The following is a 19,100-nucleotide window of genomic DNA, read 5'->3' on the forward strand; positions in this document are numbered from 1 at the left end:
ACGGTCGCTGCGCTCCCACCCCCGGATAAATCCCTTCACTCAGCCTGCCGACGGGCCTTGAGATCAAAAGCGGTACTTGAGCTAACGCTCATCGTGTTGAGTGGGGCGGCTTCGCCGCATGGGGTGCACGCTCTCTAAATTGTAGGAGCCAGCCTGCTGGCGATGGCGGCCTACGAGCCGACCAGTCTCTAACTGACTACACCCCATCCAAATGTGGGAGCGAGCTTGCTCGCGAAGGCGGCCTTCCAGCCGACCAGTCTCTAACTGAAAACACCCAATCCCCTGTAGGAACTGCCGAAGGCTGTGATCTTTTGATCTGCTTTGGCTTTGGCTTTGGCTTTGGCTTTGGCTTTGGCTTTGGCTTTGGCTTTGGCTTTGGCTTTGGCTTTGGCTTTGGCTTTGGCTCTGGCTCTGGCTCTTGCTCTTGATGTGGCTTTTGATCTTCAGCCCCTTCGGCAGGCCGAGCGAAGGTGTCCATCAGGGGGTTAGGCGCGCAGCGCCATGCGGCGAAGCCGCATACATCGAGAGGAGGTGCAGCGAAGCAAACCGTAGGCGATGCCCCCGGATGGACACCGTAGCGAGGGAACACTGAGCCTAAGCGAAGTGCCGTACGCCGGGGCAAAGCCTTTTGGGTTACCTTTTCGGCGTCTGGAAAAGGTGACTCGCTGTAAGAGCGAAACCGCCAGCGGCAACAACCGCAGCAACGGATATGCCCCCAATCCAACCAAAGCAAAAAAGGCGCGATCCTTTCGAATCGCGCCTTTTCATCAAAGCTTGAAGCGGTCTATCAGCTACCCAACGCTTTGGACGCCAACCAGAACAGCCCAGCCGACAACGCCACAGTCGCCGGCAAGGTCAGCACCCACGCCAGCAGGATAGTGCGAACAGTCCCACCCTGCAGGCCGCTCTTGTTGGCGACCATGGTGCCCGCCACGCCCGAGGACAGCACGTGAGTGGTCGATACCGGCAGACTGAAGATGTTGGCCATACCGATCAAACTGGCAGTAGTGATCTGCGCCGACATGCCCTGGGAATAGGTCATGCCTTGCTTGCCGATCTTCTCGCCGATGGTCAGTACCACGCGTTTCCAGCCGACCATGGTACCCAGGCCAAGGGCCAGGGCCACCGCGAGAATCACCCAGAACGGGGCGTATTCAGTGGTGGTGGTCAGGTCTTTGCGCAGTTTGTCCAGGTCAGCCTTTTCACGGGCTTCAAGGCCCGGCAGCTTGCCGACTTTCTTCGCGGTGTCATCCAGGCACAACAGATAGCGACGCACTTCGATGCGGCTTTCCGAGGACAGCGAATGGTAGTCCGCTACACCTTTAAGGGTGCCAAGCAGGGCGTTGATGGTCGGTTCGGTCTGCTGCGGGTTGCAGCGGAATTTCTCCGGCAGGTCGCCTTCGACGCTTTTGCCCAGGGCCAGGAATTCGCCCAGGGAGTCGGCATTGCGTTTGTAGAACTGGCTCAGGTGCAGGGTCGCGTCGCGGGTGCGTTCGATCTGGTAGGTGGTGCTGCTCAGGTCGAGTACGAACTGCGCAGGCACGATACCGATCAGCACCAGCATGATCAGGCCGATGCCTTTCTGACCATCGTTGGAACCGTGCACGAAGCTCACGGCCATGGCCGAGATCACCAGGACCAGGCGGTTCCAGAACGGTGGGTGCTTCTTGTCGTCGATCTTGCGGCGCTGTTCCGGGGTCTTGTGCATCTTTGACAGCGGGCGCCACCACTTCAGGCCGATCAGGATCAGCGCGGCGATCAGGAAACCGGCCATTGGCGAGAACACCAGCGAGGCGCCGATGTCGATCGCTTTCTGCCAGTTCACGCCGTCGGCCAACGGGATGTTGTTGATCAGGGCGTTGGCCAGGCCGACACCGAGGATCGAGCCGATCAGGGTGTGGGAACTGGAGGCCGGGATACCGAAGTACCAGGTGCCCAGGTTCCAGGTGATCGCCGCGGCGAGCAACGAGAACACCATCGCCAGGCCATGGCCGGTGTTCACATTGATCAGCAGTTCTACCGGCAGCAGGTGAACAATGGCATACGCCACGCCAACGCCGCCCAGCAACACGCCGAGGAAGTTGAACACACCGGAGAAGAACACCGCCAGGTGAGGCGGCATGGCTTTGGTGTAGATAACAGTGGCTACCGCGTTAGCGGTGTCATGAAATCCATTGATGAACTCGAAGGCGAGGACAAACGTCAGGGCGAGCAAGAGGCTCACAAGCACCCAAGCATCCAGTCCGCTGAATAAATCGATCATGAAGGTTTTCTGACCCGGTCATAAGGGGGCGCGATTATGCCAGAAAAGACTGGAAATCGATCCCCTACCTGCTCATCGGTAGCAATCAATGTCGAATTAAATTGTTGCAAGGTGCAAAGCCCCAGCGTGTTGCAGGGTTTTTCAAGTCATTGATTAGCTTGGAAAAACCTTCAGGCAGCTGGCATTTTGTCGAGTGCGCGAGGCCCTCAAACGTCTGTGTGAAATATCTCTGAAACGAGTCAGACACGCTCCTTTCCCGTTCAGGCCGGGGGAGGTGGGCCGCTGCCCGCGGGTAGCGGGCGCGCAAGGCATGGTCGGGTCACCGCGCTTTTAGCCGGTGGCGACGCAGACCCTCGAAAATCTCAGGATCGCCCGGTCATGGCTCTTCGGTTTTGAGTTCTTCTTCCATCTTTTTCAGTTCTTGCTGGAAAACCTGATCCTGAACGGTCGGGCGTTTGCGCCATGCCTTGCGTTCCGGTTCGGGTTGCGCGGCGTAGGTGGTGACTTCCCCGCCGTAAACTTCCTTGTAACGTTGTTCCTGGCGCTCAAGTTCCGCGCGCAGTTCGTCTTTCGTCACAGTGCTACCTGTTTGAGTTGAGATAAATATCTGGTGAAACGCACGGCAACGAGTCGATTGAACACGTCCAACGAAGGGCCATGCCGGTTCAGGCATTGGCGTTATCGGCAGGGCGATCAAGACTTCCATGTTGCAGGCGGCTACGGCACCAGACTAAAACTGACGCAGCATCAGTTTCCTGTTTCAGCAAGCGCGCTGGCGGTGCATGAATAAAGAGCGTCAGGCGCTGGCCGGGGCTGACGGCAATAGGCATCGGGTCAGCAGGCGGCACCCTCGGCCAATGAAAACGCGGCGCCACTGAGGTGCATTATAGCGGTCGATTCGGGAATGACTATCTTTGCCAAGTTAAAAACGGTTCGGGATGTGTGATCGTTTTGTTACTGACAAGTTTTATCGCTAGTTGAAATTCGCCGAAACCTTTTAAGGACTCGCGTTCAGTTTCTGGCGCCATTAAGTCGATCAACTAATGGGGCATGCAAAGTTGGATGAACAGGTCAGGCGAAGGATTGAAGACGCTGCGAAGGACAGCGGGTGATGGATTGCGATAATCGGTCGGCGGTTCGATAATCGCCCAATCTTGGCGTCTCGACTCTTGTGCATCCGCTGGCGAGTCGCTTGTATAGCCATTGATCCGTGCCGCAAAAAAGGACAAGAAATGAACGATCAAATGCGCAACTCCTTCACCTCCGTGGCGCCGCCGATCGTCGCTTCGCCGGCCAAACGCATCCAGGCGCTGACCGGCGATCCGGATTTCATGACCTCGCTGGCCCGTGGCCTAGCGGTGGTGCAGGCATTTCAGGAGCGCAAGCGGCACCTGACCATCGCCCAGATCAGCCATCGCACGGAAATTCCCCGCGCCGCCGTGCGCCGTTGTCTGCACACACTGATCAAACTGGGTTACGCCACCACTGATGGCCGTACTTACTCGTTGCTGCCCAAAGTGCTGACCCTCGGCCACGCGTATCTGTCTTCGACGCCGCTGGCGGTGTCGGCCCAGCCGTATCTTGACCGCATGAGCGAGCAACTGCACGAAGCCTGCAACATGGCCACGCTCGAAGGTGACGACATTCTGTACATCGCCCGTTCGGCGACCACGCAACGGCTGATCTCGGTGGACCTGTCGGTGGGCGGGCGGCTGCCGGCCTATTGCACATCGATGGGCCGCATCCTGCTGGCTGCGCTCGACGACACCTCGCTGCGCGAATACCTCGACCATGCCGAACTGGTGGCCAAGACCAGCCGTACGCTGCACACCCCGGAAAGCCTGCTCGAATGCCTGCAGGAAGTACGGCAGCAGGGCTGGTGCATCGTCGATCAGGAACTCGAACAGGGCCTGCGTTCGATTGCCGTGCCGGTCTACGACGCGTCCGGCCAGGTAGTCGCGGCGCTCAACGTCAGTACCCACGCCGGTCGCGTCAGCCGTACCGAACTGGAACAACGCTTTCTGCCGGGCCTGCTCAGCGCCAGCCGCGACCTCAGCGCGCAGTTGTTCGCCTGAGGAAGCTGTTCGATAAACGCACAGTGTTGCGTTTATCGAATTGACGCTAAAAGCCTCGGATCATTAATGTCGCGGCAGCGTCATCCGGCGCAGATGTGAATGAGCCTGCCGGATTGTCGACTCCCATAATAATGACAAGAGGCAATTCATCATGCGCATGCTCCCCGACTGTCTCAGCCCCATTCCCTGTTGCCGGATTCACCGCAACATCTGATTTCAGCCTTCTATTCTTGTGACCGTGCCGCTCATTGGCCGGCCGCCGTTCGACTGCGTTTTTTGCGTGGAATAAAAATAATGAACCAGCCTCAGTCCGCTGTAGGTAACTGCCTCGACGTGCAGACCTTCATCAATGCCCAACCGATCTCGCGCTATCAGTGGCGCGTGGTGATCCTGTGTTTCTTGATCGTGTTTCTCGATGGCCTCGACACCGCCGCGATGGGCTTCATCGCGCCAGCGCTGTCCCAGGACTGGGGCATCGACCGCGCGAGCCTCGGCCCGGTGATGAGTGCCGCGTTGATCGGCATGGTCTTCGGTGCATTGGGTTCCGGCCCACTGGCTGACCGCTTCGGGCGCAAAGTGGTGCTGGTTGGCGCGGTGCTGCTGTTCGGCGCTTTCAGCCTGGCCTCGGCCTACAGCACCAACGTCGAGCAACTGCTGGTGTTGCGTTTCCTTACCGGCCTCGGTCTGGGCGCCGGCATGCCCAACGCCACCACGTTGCTCTCGGAATACACCCCGGAGCGTAAGAAATCCTTGCTGGTGACCAGCATGTTCTGCGGCTTCAACCTCGGCATGGCCGGTGGCGGATTCATTTCGGCGAAGCTGATCCCGGCGTTCGGCTGGCACAGCCTGCTGCTGATCGGCGGGATTCTGCCGCTGATCCTCGCGGTGGTGCTGCTGTTCTGGCTGCCGGAGTCGGCGCGTTTTCTGGTGGTGCGCAATCGCGGCACCGACAAAGTGCGCAAGACCCTGTCGCCGATCGATCCGGTCGCCGTCGCGCAGGCCTCGAGTTTCAGCGTGCCGGAACAGAAAACCGTCAAGGCGCGCAACGTGTTCGCGGTGATTTTCTCCGGCACCTACAGCGTCGGCACCTTGCTGCTGTGGCTGACCTACTTCATGGGCCTGGTCATCGTTTACCTGCTGACCAGTTGGCTGCCGACCCTGATGCGTGACAGCGGCGCGAGCATGGAGCAGGCAGCGTTCATCGGCGCGCTGTTCCAGTTCGGCGGGGTATTGAGCGCGGTCGCTGTGGGTTGGGCGATGGATCGCTTCAATCCGCACAAGGTCATCGGCACGTTCTACCTGCTGGCCGGGGTGTTTGCCTACGCGGTAGGGCAGAGCCTGGGCAATATCACGCTGCTCGCGACCTTGGTGCTGGTGGCGGGGATGTGCGTCAACGGTGCGCAATCGGCGATGCCTTCGCTGGCGGCGCGGTTCTATCCGACTCAGGGGCGGGCGACCGGGGTGTCGTGGATGCTCGGGATTGGCCGCTTTGGCGCGATTCTCGGGGCGTGGATGGGCGCGACGTTGCTGGGGTTGGGCTGGAATTTCGAGCAGGTGCTGACGGCGTTGGTGATTCCGGCGGGGCTGGCGACGGCGGCGGTGGTGATCAAAGGCATGGTCAGTCATGCGGATGCGACCTGATATCGCGGTTTAAGCCGAAAAGATCGCAGCCTTCGGCAGCTCCTACATTGGAATGCGTACACCTGTAGGAGCTGCCGCAGGCTGCGATCTTTTGCCGACAACACAGAACGATAGGTTGATAACAATCCGTTCGATAAACGAACACTCAGTCGATTATCGGATTGTTTGGCGTTTTTCAGCGGCTTAATCTGCAGTGACTCCGGCGCTGAACCTCGCGCCTTTTTATCACTGGCGATTCACTACAAAAACGGGAGCCTGCTCCATGGCTGAGATCCTTTCGCTGCACGACGCGGTGAAGCAATTCGTCAACGACGGCGACACCGTCGCGCTCGAAGGCTTCACTCACCTGATCCCTACGGCGGCAGGTCATGAAATCATTCGTCAGGGCAAGAAAGATCTGACCCTGGTGCGGATGACGCCTGACCTGATCTACGACCAACTGATCGGTGCCGGTTGTGCACGCAAGCTGATCTTTTCCTGGGGCGGCAACCCGGGTGTGGGTTCGCTGCACCGACTGCGCGATGCGGTCGAAAAGCAATGGCCGCATGCCCTGGAAATCGAAGAGCACAGCCACGCCGACCTGGCCAATGCCTATGTCGCCGGTGCTTCCGGCCTGCCTTTCGCCGTGCTGCGAGCCTACGCCGGTTCCGACCTGCCGAAGGTCAACCCGCTGATCAAATCCGTGACCTGCCCGTTCACCGGTGAAGTGTTGGCGGCAGTGCCGTCGGTGCGTCCGGACGTCACCGTGATCCACGCACAGAAAGCCGACCGTCAAGGTAACGTACTGCTGTGGGGCATTCTCGGAGTGCAGAAAGAAGCGGCACTGGCGGCCAGGCGCTGCATCGTCACCGTCGAGGAAATCGTCGACAACCTCAACGCCCCGATGAACGCCTGCGTGCTGCCGACCTGGGCTTTGAGCGCGGTCTGCCACGTACCCGGCGGCGCGCATCCGTCTTACGCCCACGGTTACACCGAACGTGACAATCGTTTCTATCAGGCGTGGGATCCGATCGCTCGCGACCGTGAGACGTTTACCGCGTGGATCAACGAATACATCCATGGCTGCGCTGACTTCAGCGAGTTCCAGGCCAAACTGGCTGCTGCTTCGGAGGCCAAGTAATGACTTACACCACCAATGAAATGATGACCGTTGCAGCGGCCCGTCGCCTGAAGAACGGCTCGGTGTGCTTCGTCGGCATCGGCCTGCCATCGAAAGCCGCCAACCTCGCGCGTCTGACGTCGTCGCCGGACGTGGTACTGATCTACGAATCCGGCCCGATTGGCGCCAAGCCCAGCGTGCTGCCGCTGTCGATCGGTGATGGTGAACTGGCGGAGACGGCCGACACCGTCGTCCCGACCGGTGAGATTTTTCGCTACTGGCTGCAGGGCGGGCGCATCGACGTCGGTTTTCTCGGCGCGGCGCAGGTCGACCGTTTCGGCAACATCAACACCACGGTGGTCGGCGACTATCACGCGCCGAAAGTGCGCCTGCCGGGTGCCGGTGGCGCGCCGGAAATCGCCGGTTCGGCGAAGAGCGTGTTGATCATCCTCAAGCAGTCGGCGCGCTCGTTCGTCGACAAGCTCGACTTCATTACCTCGGTCGGTCACGGCGAGGGCGGTGATTCGCGCAAGCGTCTGGGCCTGCCGGGTGCCGGCCCGGTCGGGATCATCACCGATCTGTGCATCATGGAACCGGAGCAGGGCACCCACGAATTCGTGGTCACCGCCCTGCACCCGGGCGTGACCCGCGAGCAAGTGGTCGCCGCCACCGGTTGGGCGATCCGCTTTGCCGACAACGTTGAAACCACGGCGGCGCCGACCGAGGTCGAACTGACTGCACTGCGCGATCTCGAAGCGCGCACCGCCGCCGCCCACGGCCAGGCACCGGGAGAAGCATGATGCGTGACGTGTATATCTGCGACGCGATTCGCACACCCATCGGCCGTTTTGGCGGCGGTTTGTCCGCCGTTCGTGCCGACGATCTGGCCGCGGTGCCGATCAAGGCGCTGATGGAGCGCAATCCCTCGGTGGACTGGAATGCAATCGACGAAGTGTTCCTCGGCTGCGCCAACCAGGCCGGCGAAGACAACCGCAACGTGGCGCGCATGGCGCTGCTGCTGGCGGGCCTGCCGGAGAGCGTGCCGGGGGTGACCCTCAACCGTCTCTGCGCTTCGGGCATGGACGCGATCGGCACGGCGTTCCGTGCGATTGCCAGCGGCGAGATGGAGCTGGCGATTGCCGGTGGCGTCGAGTCGATGTCCCGCGCGCCGTTCGTGATGGGCAAGGCGGACGCAGCGTTCTCGCGCAACATGAAACTGGAAGACACCACCATCGGCTGGCGTTTCATCAACCCGTTGATGAAAGCTCAATACGGCGTCGATGCGATGCCGCAGACCGCCGACAACGTCGCTGACGACTATAAAGTCTCGCGCGCCGACCAGGACGCGTTCGCCCTACGCAGTCAGCAACGCACGGCCGCCGCGCAGGCTGCGGGTTACTTCGCCGAGGAAATCGTCGAAGTGCGGATCGCCCACAAGAAGGGCGAAACGGTGGTCAGCCAGGACGAACATCCACGCGCCGACACCACGCTTGAAGCGCTGACCAAACTCAAACCGGTCAACGGCCCGGACAAGACCGTCACCGCCGGCAACGCGTCCGGCGTCAACGACGGTGCTGCCGCGCTGATTCTCGCTTCGGCGGAAGCGGTGAAAAAACACGGCCTGACTGCCCGCGCCAAAGTGCTGGGCATGGCCAGCGCCGGGGTTGCGCCGCGCGTCATGGGCATCGGCCCGGTGCCGGCGGTGCGCAAACTGATCGAGCGTCTCGGTGTGGCGGTCAGCGATTTCGATGTGATCGAACTCAACGAAGCCTTCGCCAGCCAGGGTCTGGCGGTGCTGCGTGAATTGGGCCTGACCGACGATGCGCCGCAGGTCAACCCGAACGGTGGCGCGATTGCCTTGGGCCACCCGTTGGGCATGAGCGGGGCGCGACTGGTGCTGACTGCGCTGCATCAACTGGAAAAGACTGGCGGCAAGAAAGGTCTGGCGACCATGTGCGTCGGCGTCGGGCAGGGTCTGGCCCTGGCCATCGAACGCGTCTGACGCACAGCTACACGAATAAGAACTGAGGAAAGCGAAATGACTGACAAGCCTGGCTACCGTCGTCCGCAGGAAGGCACCCAGCCCGAGTACCTGCACCCGACGTATCAATCCACCAACCTGCGCTCGCCGTCCAAGCCGTTGGTGTTTCTGCCGCATTCGTTGTCGGAGATCACCGGCCCGACCATCGGTGCCGAACGCGTCGCCGACAAGGACAACGACCTGACCGCCCAGCACGACGGCGAGCCGTTGGGCGAGCGCATCATCATTCACGGCCGTGTGCTCGACGAAAACGGTCTGCCGGTGCCGGGAATTCTGGTGGAGATCTGGCAGGCCAACGCCGCCGGCCGCTACAACCACCAGCGTGATCTGCACGACGCGCCGCTGGACCCGAACTTCACCGGCACCGGCCGCACCGTGACCGACGCCGACGGCTGGTATCAGTTCCAGACCATCAAGCCCGGCGCCTATCCGTGGGGCAACCACCACAACGCGTGGCGCCCGGCGCACATCCATTTCTCGCTGTTCGGGCCGAGCATCCTCACCCGTCTGGTGACGCAGATGTATTTCCCCGGCGATCCGCTGCTGGCTTATGACCCGATCTACAACTGCGTGCCGGACACTTCGGCGAAAGAACGTCTGATCGCCGCTTTCGATCTGGAAAAAACCATTCCGTCCTACGCCCTCGGCTATCGCTGGGACATCGTCTTGCGCGGCCGCGACGCCACGCCGATGGAGAAATAAGATGACGCTGACTGCCACCACGTCCCACACCGTCGGGCCGTACTACCACATCGGCCTGACCTGGCTGAATCGCGAAAACCTCGCCGTCGAACAAACCCTCGGCGAGCGCGTAGCGATCACCGGCCAGGTCGTTGACGGCAACGGCGATGTGGTCAACGACGCGATGCTCGAAGTCTGGCAGGCCAACGCCGCCGGCAAGTATGCGCACCCGGAAGACGAGCAGGACAAACCGCTGGATCCGCACTTCGAAGGTTTTGGCCGAGTGCCGGTGGACGCCGAAGGGCGCTTCCGTTTCACCACGATCAAACCGGGCACGGTCGAAGGCCTGAAGGGCTCGACCCAGGCGCCGCATCTGGTGGTGCTGGTGTTTGCCCGTGGTCTGGTCAAGCACTTGCTGACACGCATCTACTTCGAAGGCGATCCGGCGAACGTCAATGATCCGCTGCTCGAATGTGTGCCCGCCGAGCGTCGCGGGACGTTGCTGGCGAAGCCGGATGCGGCGGGGGTGTATCAGTGGAATGTGATTTTGCAGGGCACTGAGGCGGAGACGGTGTTCTTCGATTATTAAAAGCAAAAGATCGCAGCCTGCGGCAGCTCCTACACAGAGCAACTGTTGATCTACCTGTGGCGAGGGAGCTTGCTCCCGCTGGCTTGCGAAGCAAGCCCAAATCCTGTGAATGCGGTGATTCATATCACCGTGTTTTCCGGTTTTACGACTGCTTCGCAGCCGAGCGGGAGCAAGCTCCCTCGCCACAGTGTCGTGCGGTGCCCTTGACGATGTATCTGTGGAACGGGACTGTTGCGAAGTGTGTCTAGACTCTCACCTGTCCCTTCAGAGTAAAAAACAATGACAACTACCACCGCTCATTACACCGGCGAGGAGCGCAGCAAGCGCATCTTCGCCATTGTCGGTGCCTCGTCCGGCAACCTTGTCGAATGGTTCGACTTCTACGTGTATGCCTTCTGCGCGATCTATTTCGCCCCGGCGTTTTTCCCCTCCGACAACCCCACGGTGCAACTGGTCAACACGGCCGGGGTGTTCGCTGCCGGGTTTCTGATGCGCCCGATCGGCGGCTGGATCTTCGGGCGGCTGGCGGACAAGAAGGGCCGCAAGACCTCGATGATGATTTCGGTGCTGATGATGTGCTTCGGCTCATTGCTCATCGCCTGCCTGCCGACTTACGCCAGCATCGGCGTCTGGGCACCGCTGCTGTTGCTGTTCGCGCGACTGCTGCAAGGCCTGTCGGTGGGCGGCGAATATGGCACCACCGCGACCTACATGAGTGAAGTCGCGCTCAAGGGCCAGCGCGGCTTTTTCGCCTCGTTCCAGTACGTGACCCTGATCGGCGGCCAACTGCTGGCGGTGTTGCTGGTGGTGATCCTGCAGCAGTTCCTCAGCGAAGACGAATTGCGTGCCTACGGCTGGCGGATTCCGTTTGTGGTCGGTGCGGTGGCGGCGGTGATTTCGCTGTTCCTGCGCCGTTCGCTGGAAGAAACCACCAGTAAGGAAATGCGCGAGAACAAGGACGCCGGCAGCATCAGTGCACTGTTCCGCGATCACAAAGCGGCGTTCATCACCGTGCTCGGTTACACCGCCGGTGGCTCGCTGATTTTCTACACCTTCACCACGTACATGCAGAAGTACCTGGTGAACACCGCCGGCATGCACGCCAAGACCGCCAGCTACATCATGACTGGCGCGCTGTTCCTGTATATGTGCATGCAGCCGCTGTTCGGCATGCTCGCCGACAAGATCGGCCGACGTAATTCGATGCTCTGGTTCGGCGCGCTCGGCACGCTGTTCACCGTGCCGATCCTGTTGAGCCTGAAAAGCATCAGCAGCCCGATTCTGGCCTTTGTGCTGATCACCGTGGCGCTGGCAATCGTCAGTTTCTACACCTCGATCAGCGGCCTGGTGAAAGCCGAAATGTTCCCGCCGGAAGTCCGCGCCCTTGGCGTCGGTCTGGCCTATGCGGTGGCCAACGCGATCTTCGGCGGTTCGGCGGAATACGTGGCTCTGAGCCTGAAAGCCGGGGGCATGGAAAACGCCTTCTACTGGTACGTCACGGTGATGATGGCGGTGGCGTTCCTGTTCAGCTTGCGCCTGCCGAAACAGGCGGCGTACTTGCACCACGATCTGTAAACCGATGAGCGCGGGCCGCATTGACCCGCGCCGGCAAGGACTGTTTATGACTCAGCGACCGGGCAATCAATTGTTCGATGCCTATTTCACGGCCCGCGATATGCGCGAGGTGTTCTGCGATCAGGGCCGGGTGCAGGCGATGCTCGATTTCGAAGCGGCGCTGGCCCGGGCCGAGGCGCGGGTCGGGGGGATTCCGGCGTCTGCCGTCGCGCCGATTGCCGCCGCTTGCAATGCCGGTCTGTATGACTTCGCGGCGCTGGGCGAGGCGATTGCCACGGCCGGTAACTCGGCGATTCCACTGGTCAAGGCATTGGGCAAGCAGATCGCCGCGAGCAGCGCCGAGGCCGAGCGCTATGTGCATCTGGGGGCGACCAGTCAGGACGTGATGGATTCCGGGCTGGTGCTGCAATTGCGGCAGGCGCTGGAGCTGATTGAAAGCGATTTGGCAGCGCTGGCCGATTTGCTCGCCACCCAAGCCCAACGGCATGCGGCGACGCCACTGGCCGGGCGCACCTGGCTGCAGCACGCCACGCCCGTCACCCTCGGGATGAAGATCGCCGGTTGGCTCGGCGCGGTGACCCGCAGCCGTCAGCGTCTGCGCGAACTCAAGCCGCGGCTGCTGGTGCTGCAATTCGGCGGTGCTTCCGGCACCCTCGCGGCGCTCGGCGAGCAAGCGCTGCCGATCGCCCAGGCGTTGGCCGAAGAGCTGCAACTGACGTTGCCTGAGCAACCGTGGCACACCCAGCGGGATCGCATCGTCGAGTTCGGCGCGGTGCTCGGTTTGATCGCCGGCAGCCTCGGCAAACTCGGGCGCGACGTCAGCCTGTTGATGCAGACCGAAGCGGCGGAGGTGTTCGAGCCGTCGGCGCCGGGCAAGGGCGGTTCGTCGACCATGCCGCACAAGCGCAATCCGGTCGGCGCGGCGGTGTTGATCGGCGCGGCGACACGGGTGCCGGGGCTGGTCTCGACGTTGTTCAGCGCCATGCCCCAGGAGCACGAACGCAGCCTTGGCTTGTGGCATGCCGAATGGGAAACCCTGCCGGACATCTGCTGCCTGGTGTCCGGTGCGCTGCAACAGGCACGCCTTTTGGCCGATGGTCTGGAGGTCGATGCCGAGCGCATGGCGCGCAACCTCCAATTGACCCAAGGGCTGGTGCTGGCCGAAGCGGTGAGCATCGTCCTCGCGCAACGGGTCGGCCGCGACACCGCACATCACCTGCTCGAACAATGCTGCAAACGCGCGGTGGCCGAACAGCGCCACCTGCGTGCGGTGCTCGGCGACGAGCCGCAAGTGACCGCCGAACTGAGCAGCGCTGAACTGGATCATCTGCTCGACCCTGCGCACTACCTCGGCCAGGCACAAGTCTGGGTCGAGCGCGCAGTGGCCGAACACAACGCATTGTCTGTCTGAAGGAGAGGGCTGTGGCTTTCGTTCAACTCGCCGATGGCGAACTGCACTATCAATGGGACGGCCGGGTCGATGCACCGGTGCTGGTGCTGTCCAACTCGCTGGGCACCGACCTGCACATGTGGGACGCGCAGATCCCAGCGTTCACCGAGCACTTCCGGGTGCTGCGTTTCGACACCCGTGGTCACGGGCAATCGCTGGTGACAGCGGGGCCGTACAGCATCGAGCAACTGGGCCGCGACGTGCTGGGTCTGCTGGATGCGCTGCACATCGAACGTGCGCATTTCTGCGGATTGTCGATGGGTGGCTTGATCGGTCAGTGGCTGGGGATCAATGCCGGTCACCGTCTGCACAAACTGATTGTGTGCAATACCGCCGCAAAAATTGGCGACCCGTCGGTGTGGAACCCGCGTATTGAAACTGTGCTGCGTGACGGCCCGGCAGCGATGGTCGCCCTGCGTGATGCATCGATTGCGCGCTGGTTTACTCCGGACTTTTCCGCGGCCAATCCGGCTGCAGCGAAGAAGATCACCGACATGCTCGCAGCCACTTCGCCGGAAGGTTATGCGGCCAATTGCGCGGCGGTGCGTGATGCCGATTTCCGTGAGCAACTGGCCTCGATCAACCTGCCGCTGCTGGTCATCGCGGGTACCGAAGATGCGGTAACGCCACCGTCTGGTGGGCATTTCATTCAGGAGCATGTGCGCGGCGCCGAGTACGCCGAGTTCCATGCCGCGCACCTGTCCAACGTGCAGGCCGGTGCCGATTTCAGTGATCGGGTGTTGGCGTTTCTGAACGCTCAGTGAGGGAAGATTTGTGGACGAGAAACAACGTTACGACGAAGGCCTGCAAGTGCGCCGTGCGGTGTTGGGCGATGCTCACGTCGATCGCAGCCTGAATGCGCTGACCGAGTTCAATTCGGAATTCCAGGAGATGATCACCCGTCATGCCTGGGGTGACATCTGGACCCGCCCGGGCCTGCCACGGCATACCCGTAGCCTGATCACCATCGCCATGCTGATCGGGATGAACCGCGAGGCCGAGCTGAAACTGCATTTGCGTGCGGCGGCCAACAACGGTGTGAGCCGGGGCGAGATCAAGGAAGTGATCATGCAGAGCGCGATTTATTGCGGGATCCCGGCGGCGAATGCGACGTTTCATCTGGCGGAGTCGGTGTGGGATGAGCTGGGCGTCGAATCCCGGGAGTAGGCATCAGAATCAAAAGATCGCAGCCTGCGGCAGCTCCTACATTTGGAATGCGTTTCCCTGTAAGAGCTGGCGCAGGCTGCGATCTTTTGATCTTCAAACCCTGGCAACAATGAAAATCCGCTTGAACGGAAACAGCGTATGCCCGTTTTTCTCCGGCGGGTAATGCTCGTGCACCCGCATCAGGAAGTGATAGATAAACCGCGCCTGTTCCTCTGAATCCAGCGCCTGCATCACCGGCCGCAGCGCCGAAACCTTCACCCAGTCGTACACCGGTGACTTGCCGTCAACCACCTGCAATTGCTCGGTTTCCCAGATATCCAACGACGTGGTCAGCGGCGCCAGCAAGCGGTAGTAGTCCTCCAGCGTCAACAACGGCCGCGCCGCCATGCGCCGGCGCAGTTCTGCTGTGCCGATGGGGGTGTGTCCCGGGCCGGCATCGTCGAGGGTGTCGAGCATCAATCGATACCACGGGGCATCGCGCCAGTCCGGCATGTGCGCCGCCAGACAGCCGCCGGGGGTGAGATGCCCCAGCAGGCGCGGCAGCAGCTGTTGATGATCGCCGATGAAATGCAGCACCGCCGCCGCGAGCAGCAGGTCGGCGGGTTGTCCGGGTTGCCAATCGAGCAGGTCGCACTCTTGCCATTGGGCGTTGATCGGCAGGCAACGAGCCTGATCAAGCATTTGCCGCGAGCTGTCGACTCCCAGCAACTGCGCACGCGGCCAGCGCTCGGCCAGCAACTGCGTGGCGATGCCGGTGCCGCAGCCCAGGTCATAAATGCGCTTGGGGTCGTGCAGATCGACACGGTCGAGCAATTCGTGGACCGGGCGTTGCCTGAGACGGGAAAACTGCTGGTACGCCTTGGCGTCCCAGTGAGTGCAGGCGTTCCCTGCCGTTTCGAGTTTGGCGCTCATGAGGAGGTCCTCTCTGGCGGATTACAGTTGTCGTCCAATGACGTTGAGGGTTTTCAGAACAACGGCCACGCCTTTGCGTGTGTCCTCTTCATTCAGCAGTTTGAGTAACGCCAGAGTGCCCGGCGCCTCTGACTGTGCCGATACTTCGGCTTTGGCCTTGCGCACTGCATTACTGACTGTCCAGGTGGCGGCAGTGCCGCTCTCGAACAATTGCGCGAGTTTTTCCACCATGGCCGTGTCGAGCAGATCGGCGATGTCGGAAACCAGTGAAAGCAGGTCGACAATATTCTCCAGGCGTCCGCCGTCGATTAACGGCTGCAGTTTTGCCATCAAGGCAGTGAACCCGGGCGTGGCTGACATTTCCTCGGGCATGTTCATGAGCAATCACTCCTCCCTGTGCAGGGTCAAAGCATTCCCCGGGCCACCGCCCAGTAAAGACCGCGATTGAAACCGTTTCTGAGCAGGCCGCCCAATTTGGTCGGGGGTGTCGGCAATACATCGTGGGTGTAGTCGTACCACAGTGGCATCCCGGCATTCAGGCCCATTTGTGCTACCGCCTGTACCCGACCGTCGTATACCGAGTTGGGTGCGCCAAGACGGATCTGGGCGGTGATGTTGTTGGCGATCACCGGCGCCTGGTTATGACAGGCGCCGCCGGCCTTGCTGACCGGCAGATCGACGGTGTCGCCGATCACGTAGACATTCTCCAGGCCGTAGACCTGCAGCGTTTCGTGATTGGTCGGCAGCCATCCTTCATCATTGGCGGCTTGTGAGATGCCGCATTCACGCACCACCTCGACGGCCTGGATTGGCGGAGTAGCCATCAGGATATCGAAGGGTTGCGCATCGCCCTCGGCCGAGTAGGCGACTTTTGCATCGGGATCCACATGGCTCAGGGTGAAGCCGCGCTGAAATTGAATGTTTTTCCGGGCAAAAATGCTCGGCAGGATTTCACCCGTGGGACGCTGCAAGAACAGACAATTGCGCAATAGCTGGGCAACCGTCGGGTAGGTGTAGATGATTTCCACTTGCTCGCGAACGCCCCGGCGACGCAACAAATCATCCAGCATCAATGTCGTTTCCACGGGCGCGATTCCGCATTGGTGCGGGACGTTCGGTGTCTGCGGGAAGGACACGGTAATGAAAATCCGGCCTTTTTCGATGGTGTTCAGGCGTTGCGCCAGCTGCCGGGCAGGAAGGTATTGATAGAAGTGGTCGCCGGCTTCTTGCAGACCCTCGATGCGTTCCGGCGCCGGCACGCAGCCGGTGGCGATCACCAGAAAATCATAGTCGAAGCGCTTGCCGGTTCGGGTGCGCAATTGCTGCCCGGAAAAGTCGAAACGGGTGACTTCTTCAACGTGGAAACTGATTTCCGGGCGCAACAATGAGCGTTCCGCACGTTTGAGTTCCTCTTCGAAGAACTGACTGAACGCCACGTACATGAACGCAGGTTTGTAGTAATGATCGGGGGAACTGGACAGCAATGTGATCGAGACGTCGCCGCGTAGAACTTCGGGATACAGCTTGCCGACCAGTTGATTGGCCAGCATGGTTCCACCTACACCGCCACCGACGATAACTATTCGCTTGCTCATACCTGACCTCCGTGGCCAAGGCGGCTTCGCGTACAGCATCCGGAGATAACGGAAGAAAACTAAGGGCTCCTACAGCAGGCTGGAGAATTTACACACTCTGTTGACTGTATCTGCGCCTCGACAAATCGCCAGTCCGGGCTGACCAATGGTTGATGCCGGCGCCGTAGCGCCGGCGTGCGGGTTCAGAGCAGGCTGATCGGATAGCTGATGATCAGACGGTTTTCGTCGAACTCGTTGTTGCTGAAGTCGCGGCGCAGGGTCGAGTTGCGCCAGCGTACGTTGAGGTCGCGCAGGGTGCCGCTCTGCACGGTGTAGCCCAGTTCCGATTCGCGGCCCCACTCCTTGCCATCGGTGATGGTTCCGGTGTGCACGTTGTCGCCGCTGATGTAGCGGTTCATCAGGGTCAGGCCGGGGATGCCCAGGGCGGCGAAGTTGTAGTCGTGGCGCACCTGCCAGGATCGCTCCTGAGCGTTGTCGTAGCTGGAGTTGTAACTGTCGTTGGCCAGGGTGCCGCCGCTGGTGCCGTTGACGCGCATCCAGGCGCTGTCGCCGGTGAGTTTTTGCAGGCCGACGTAGAAGGTGTTGCCGCCGTAGCGAGCCGAGAACATCCCCGACCAGGTCTTGTTGTCGAGTTCGCCAGCGCGGGCGCTGCCATCGTCCTTGCCGTAGAAGAAGCCCAGGTTGGCGCCCAGCGTCCAGTCGCCGAGTGGCTGGCTGTGTGTCAGGTTGAGGTATTGCTGGCTGTAGATGTCCTTGAGTTCGGCGTTCCACAGGCCGATCTGCGTGCGTTTTTCGTTGAACTGGTATTCACCGCCCTGAAAGTTGAAGCGATCGGAGGTGAACGCCGCTTTGCCGAACATCGACATGTCGCTCATGCTGCTGTCATCGCGCGGGCTGTTGGCGCGGAACTGCCCGCCATACAGGGTCAGACCGTTGATCTCCTTCGAGGTGATCTGCCCGCCACGGAAGGTTTGCGGCAGCGAGCGGCCGTCGTCCGAGCGCAGGATCGGCAGCACCGGCATCCATTCGCCGACCTTCACTTCGGTCTGAGAGAGCTTGGCCTTGAACGCGACGTTGGTGCGACCGAAGTTGTCCGCCGGACGCCCGTCGTGATCCAGCGGCAACAGTTGCGTGCCACCGGTGCCTTTGCCGCCATCGAGCTTTACCGAGTACAGGCCGAGCACGTCCATGCCGAAGCCGACGGTGCCCTGGGTAAAGCCGGATTTGGCGTCGAGAATGAAGTTCTGCGTCCACTCTTCAGCCTTGCCCTGAGCCTTGGTCGGGTTGGTGAAGTTGCGGTTGATGTAGAAGTTGCGCAGGTTCAGGTTGGCGCTGGCGCCTTCGACAAAACCGGCTTCTTCGGCTGCGGCGGGCAGGGCGACGCCGGTCAGGGCCAGGGCGATCAGGCCGGGGAGGGCGTACGGCGCGGTTGGATGAGTCATCGCAGGGTCTCTTGTTATTTTTTTAGGGCGAACGGGTTCGTTGCGCCGCTTTCGGGGCGGGCAAGAAATTGCAGATTCAGGGATAAGGCGGCGGTGATCAGCCGGGCGAGGCAGGGCGCGTGAGCATGGTGTCGAACCTGTTGTTATTGGTGTTGTGGAGCGAATGGTGCGGGGCGCGGTGGGCGGGATTCAATCGGTGAAAGCGGGTTTTGGGCGATTATCGAACAGCAAAAGATCGCAGTCTTGGGCAGCTCCTACAGGGGAACGCATTTCAAATGTAGGAGCTGCCGAAGGCTGCGATCTTTTGATTTTCAGGCAACAAAAAGCCCGCCAAATGGTGGGCTCCTTGTGTTCACCGGATGATCAGAACAGCTTCATCTTCGGCGCTTCTTCTTTCAGCGGTTCGTTCTGCGCGGTCTGCGCATTCCAGCCACCGCCCAGGGCCTTGTACAGGTTGACCGCACTGGTCAGCTGCGCGAGGCGGTCGGTGATCAGTGCCTGTTGCGCGCTGAACAACTGACGCTGGGCGTCGCATGTGAATTTCAGTACCAACGTTGTGCCCCGGATGTA

The 19,100-nt window shown here is 61.1% G+C and carries 17 protein-coding genes and 1 pseudogene; 11 read left to right on the top strand and 7 right to left on the bottom strand.

Annotated features, from left to right (window positions below):
* Window positions 1-787: 787 nt before the first annotated feature.
* A complete protein-coding gene (locus ABV589_RS21545) occupies window positions 788-2,263 on the bottom strand; it encodes an inorganic phosphate transporter (RefSeq protein WP_003222397.1) in 1,476 nt (491 codons plus the stop codon).
* A gap of 376 nt (window positions 2,264-2,639) precedes the next feature.
* On the bottom strand, window positions 2,640-2,840 hold the full coding sequence (locus ABV589_RS21550) for a hypothetical protein (protein ID WP_003222398.1): 201 nt from the start codon (window positions 2,838-2,840) through the stop codon (window positions 2,640-2,642).
* Window positions 2,841-3,495: 655 nt separating this feature from the next.
* Between ABV589_RS21550 and pcaR the strand changes: the two genes are divergently transcribed.
* The 11 genes from pcaR (at window position 3,496) to pcaC (ending at window position 14,581) form a co-directional block, all read left to right on the top strand.
* Complete coding sequence (gene pcaR / locus ABV589_RS21555; RefSeq protein ID WP_007963153.1) at window positions 3,496-4,338, top strand: pca regulon transcriptional regulator PcaR; 843 nt, start codon at window positions 3,496-3,498, stop codon at window positions 4,336-4,338.
* Window positions 4,339-4,632: 294 nt separating this feature from the next.
* Window positions 4,633-5,979 carry an MFS transporter gene (locus ABV589_RS21560; RefSeq protein WP_367083525.1) on the top strand — a complete coding sequence of 449 codons (1,347 nt, stop codon included), beginning with the start codon at window positions 4,633-4,635 and terminating at the stop codon, window positions 5,977-5,979.
* Between the two features lie 262 nt (window positions 5,980-6,241).
* Complete coding sequence (locus ABV589_RS21565) at window positions 6,242-7,099, top strand: CoA transferase subunit A (RefSeq protein ID WP_367083527.1); 858 nt, start codon at window positions 6,242-6,244, stop codon at window positions 7,097-7,099.
* Window positions 7,099-7,878 (top strand): CoA-transferase subunit beta, encoded by a 780-nt coding sequence (locus ABV589_RS21570; protein ID WP_027614392.1) that lies wholly within the window; start codon window positions 7,099-7,101, stop codon window positions 7,876-7,878. Before ABV589_RS21565 ends, ABV589_RS21570 begins: the two co-directional genes overlap by 1 nt.
* The gene (gene pcaF, locus ABV589_RS21575; protein ID WP_367083529.1) at window positions 7,875-9,080 is read left to right on the top strand and encodes a 3-oxoadipyl-CoA thiolase; all 1,206 of its coding nucleotides are present in this window, start codon (window positions 7,875-7,877) and stop codon (window positions 9,078-9,080) included. The genes ABV589_RS21570 and pcaF overlap by 4 nt, the downstream gene beginning before the upstream one ends.
* Window positions 9,081-9,116: 36 nt before the next feature.
* Window positions 9,117-9,821 carry a protocatechuate 3,4-dioxygenase subunit beta gene (pcaH, locus tag ABV589_RS21580; RefSeq protein ID WP_007963162.1) on the top strand — a complete coding sequence of 235 codons (705 nt, stop codon included), beginning with the start codon at window positions 9,117-9,119 and terminating at the stop codon, window positions 9,819-9,821.
* A 1-nt stretch (window position 9,822) separates the two neighbouring features.
* Window positions 9,823-10,389 carry a protocatechuate 3,4-dioxygenase subunit alpha gene (pcaG, locus tag ABV589_RS21585; RefSeq protein ID WP_003222412.1) on the top strand — a complete coding sequence of 189 codons (567 nt, stop codon included), beginning with the start codon at window positions 9,823-9,825 and terminating at the stop codon, window positions 10,387-10,389.
* A gap of 279 nt (window positions 10,390-10,668) precedes the next feature.
* A complete protein-coding gene (locus tag ABV589_RS21590; protein WP_367083531.1) occupies window positions 10,669-11,964 on the top strand; it encodes an MFS family transporter in 1,296 nt (431 codons plus the stop codon).
* A 46-nt stretch (window positions 11,965-12,010) separates the two neighbouring features.
* Window positions 12,011-13,375, top strand: a complete 1,365-nt coding sequence (locus ABV589_RS21595; protein WP_367083533.1) for a 3-carboxy-cis,cis-muconate cycloisomerase — start codon at window positions 12,011-12,013, stop codon at window positions 13,373-13,375.
* 11 nt (window positions 13,376-13,386) lie between these two features.
* A complete protein-coding gene (gene pcaD, locus ABV589_RS21600) occupies window positions 13,387-14,178 on the top strand; it encodes a 3-oxoadipate enol-lactonase (protein ID WP_367083535.1) in 792 nt (263 codons plus the stop codon).
* Window positions 14,179-14,188: 10 nt separating this feature from the next.
* Window positions 14,189-14,581, top strand: a complete 393-nt coding sequence (pcaC, locus tag ABV589_RS21605; protein ID WP_003222417.1) for a 4-carboxymuconolactone decarboxylase — start codon at window positions 14,189-14,191, stop codon at window positions 14,579-14,581.
* 93 nt (window positions 14,582-14,674) lie between these two features.
* Here the strand turns inward: pcaC and ABV589_RS21610 are convergent, their stop codons facing one another.
* The 5 genes and pseudogenes from ABV589_RS21610 to ABV589_RS21630 all read right to left on the bottom strand — a co-directional run.
* Window positions 14,675-15,493, bottom strand: coding sequence for a methyltransferase domain-containing protein (locus tag ABV589_RS21610; protein WP_367083536.1), 819 nt, complete (start codon window positions 15,491-15,493; stop codon window positions 14,675-14,677).
* 21 nt (window positions 15,494-15,514) lie between these two features.
* Window positions 15,515-15,871, bottom strand: a complete 357-nt coding sequence (locus ABV589_RS21615; RefSeq protein ID WP_007963173.1) for a DUF1641 domain-containing protein — start codon at window positions 15,869-15,871, stop codon at window positions 15,515-15,517.
* Window positions 15,872-15,897: 26 nt separating this feature from the next.
* Window positions 15,898-17,088, bottom strand: a complete 1,191-nt coding sequence (locus ABV589_RS21620) for an FAD/NAD(P)-binding oxidoreductase (protein ID WP_367083537.1) — start codon at window positions 17,086-17,088, stop codon at window positions 15,898-15,900.
* Window positions 17,089-17,270: 182 nt separating this feature from the next.
* Window positions 17,271-18,530 carry an OprD family porin gene (locus ABV589_RS21625; protein ID WP_367083539.1) on the bottom strand — a complete coding sequence of 420 codons (1,260 nt, stop codon included), beginning with the start codon at window positions 18,528-18,530 and terminating at the stop codon, window positions 17,271-17,273.
* Window positions 18,531-18,893: 363 nt separating this feature from the next.
* Window positions 18,894-19,061 (bottom strand): annotated as a pseudogene (locus ABV589_RS21630) (multidrug transporter); the annotation flags it as partial.
* Window positions 19,062-19,100: the final 39 nt, after the last annotated feature.

Source organism: Pseudomonas sp. HOU2, from assembly GCF_040729435.1.
Taxonomy (GTDB): Bacteria; Pseudomonadota; Gammaproteobacteria; order Pseudomonadales; family Pseudomonadaceae; genus Aquipseudomonas.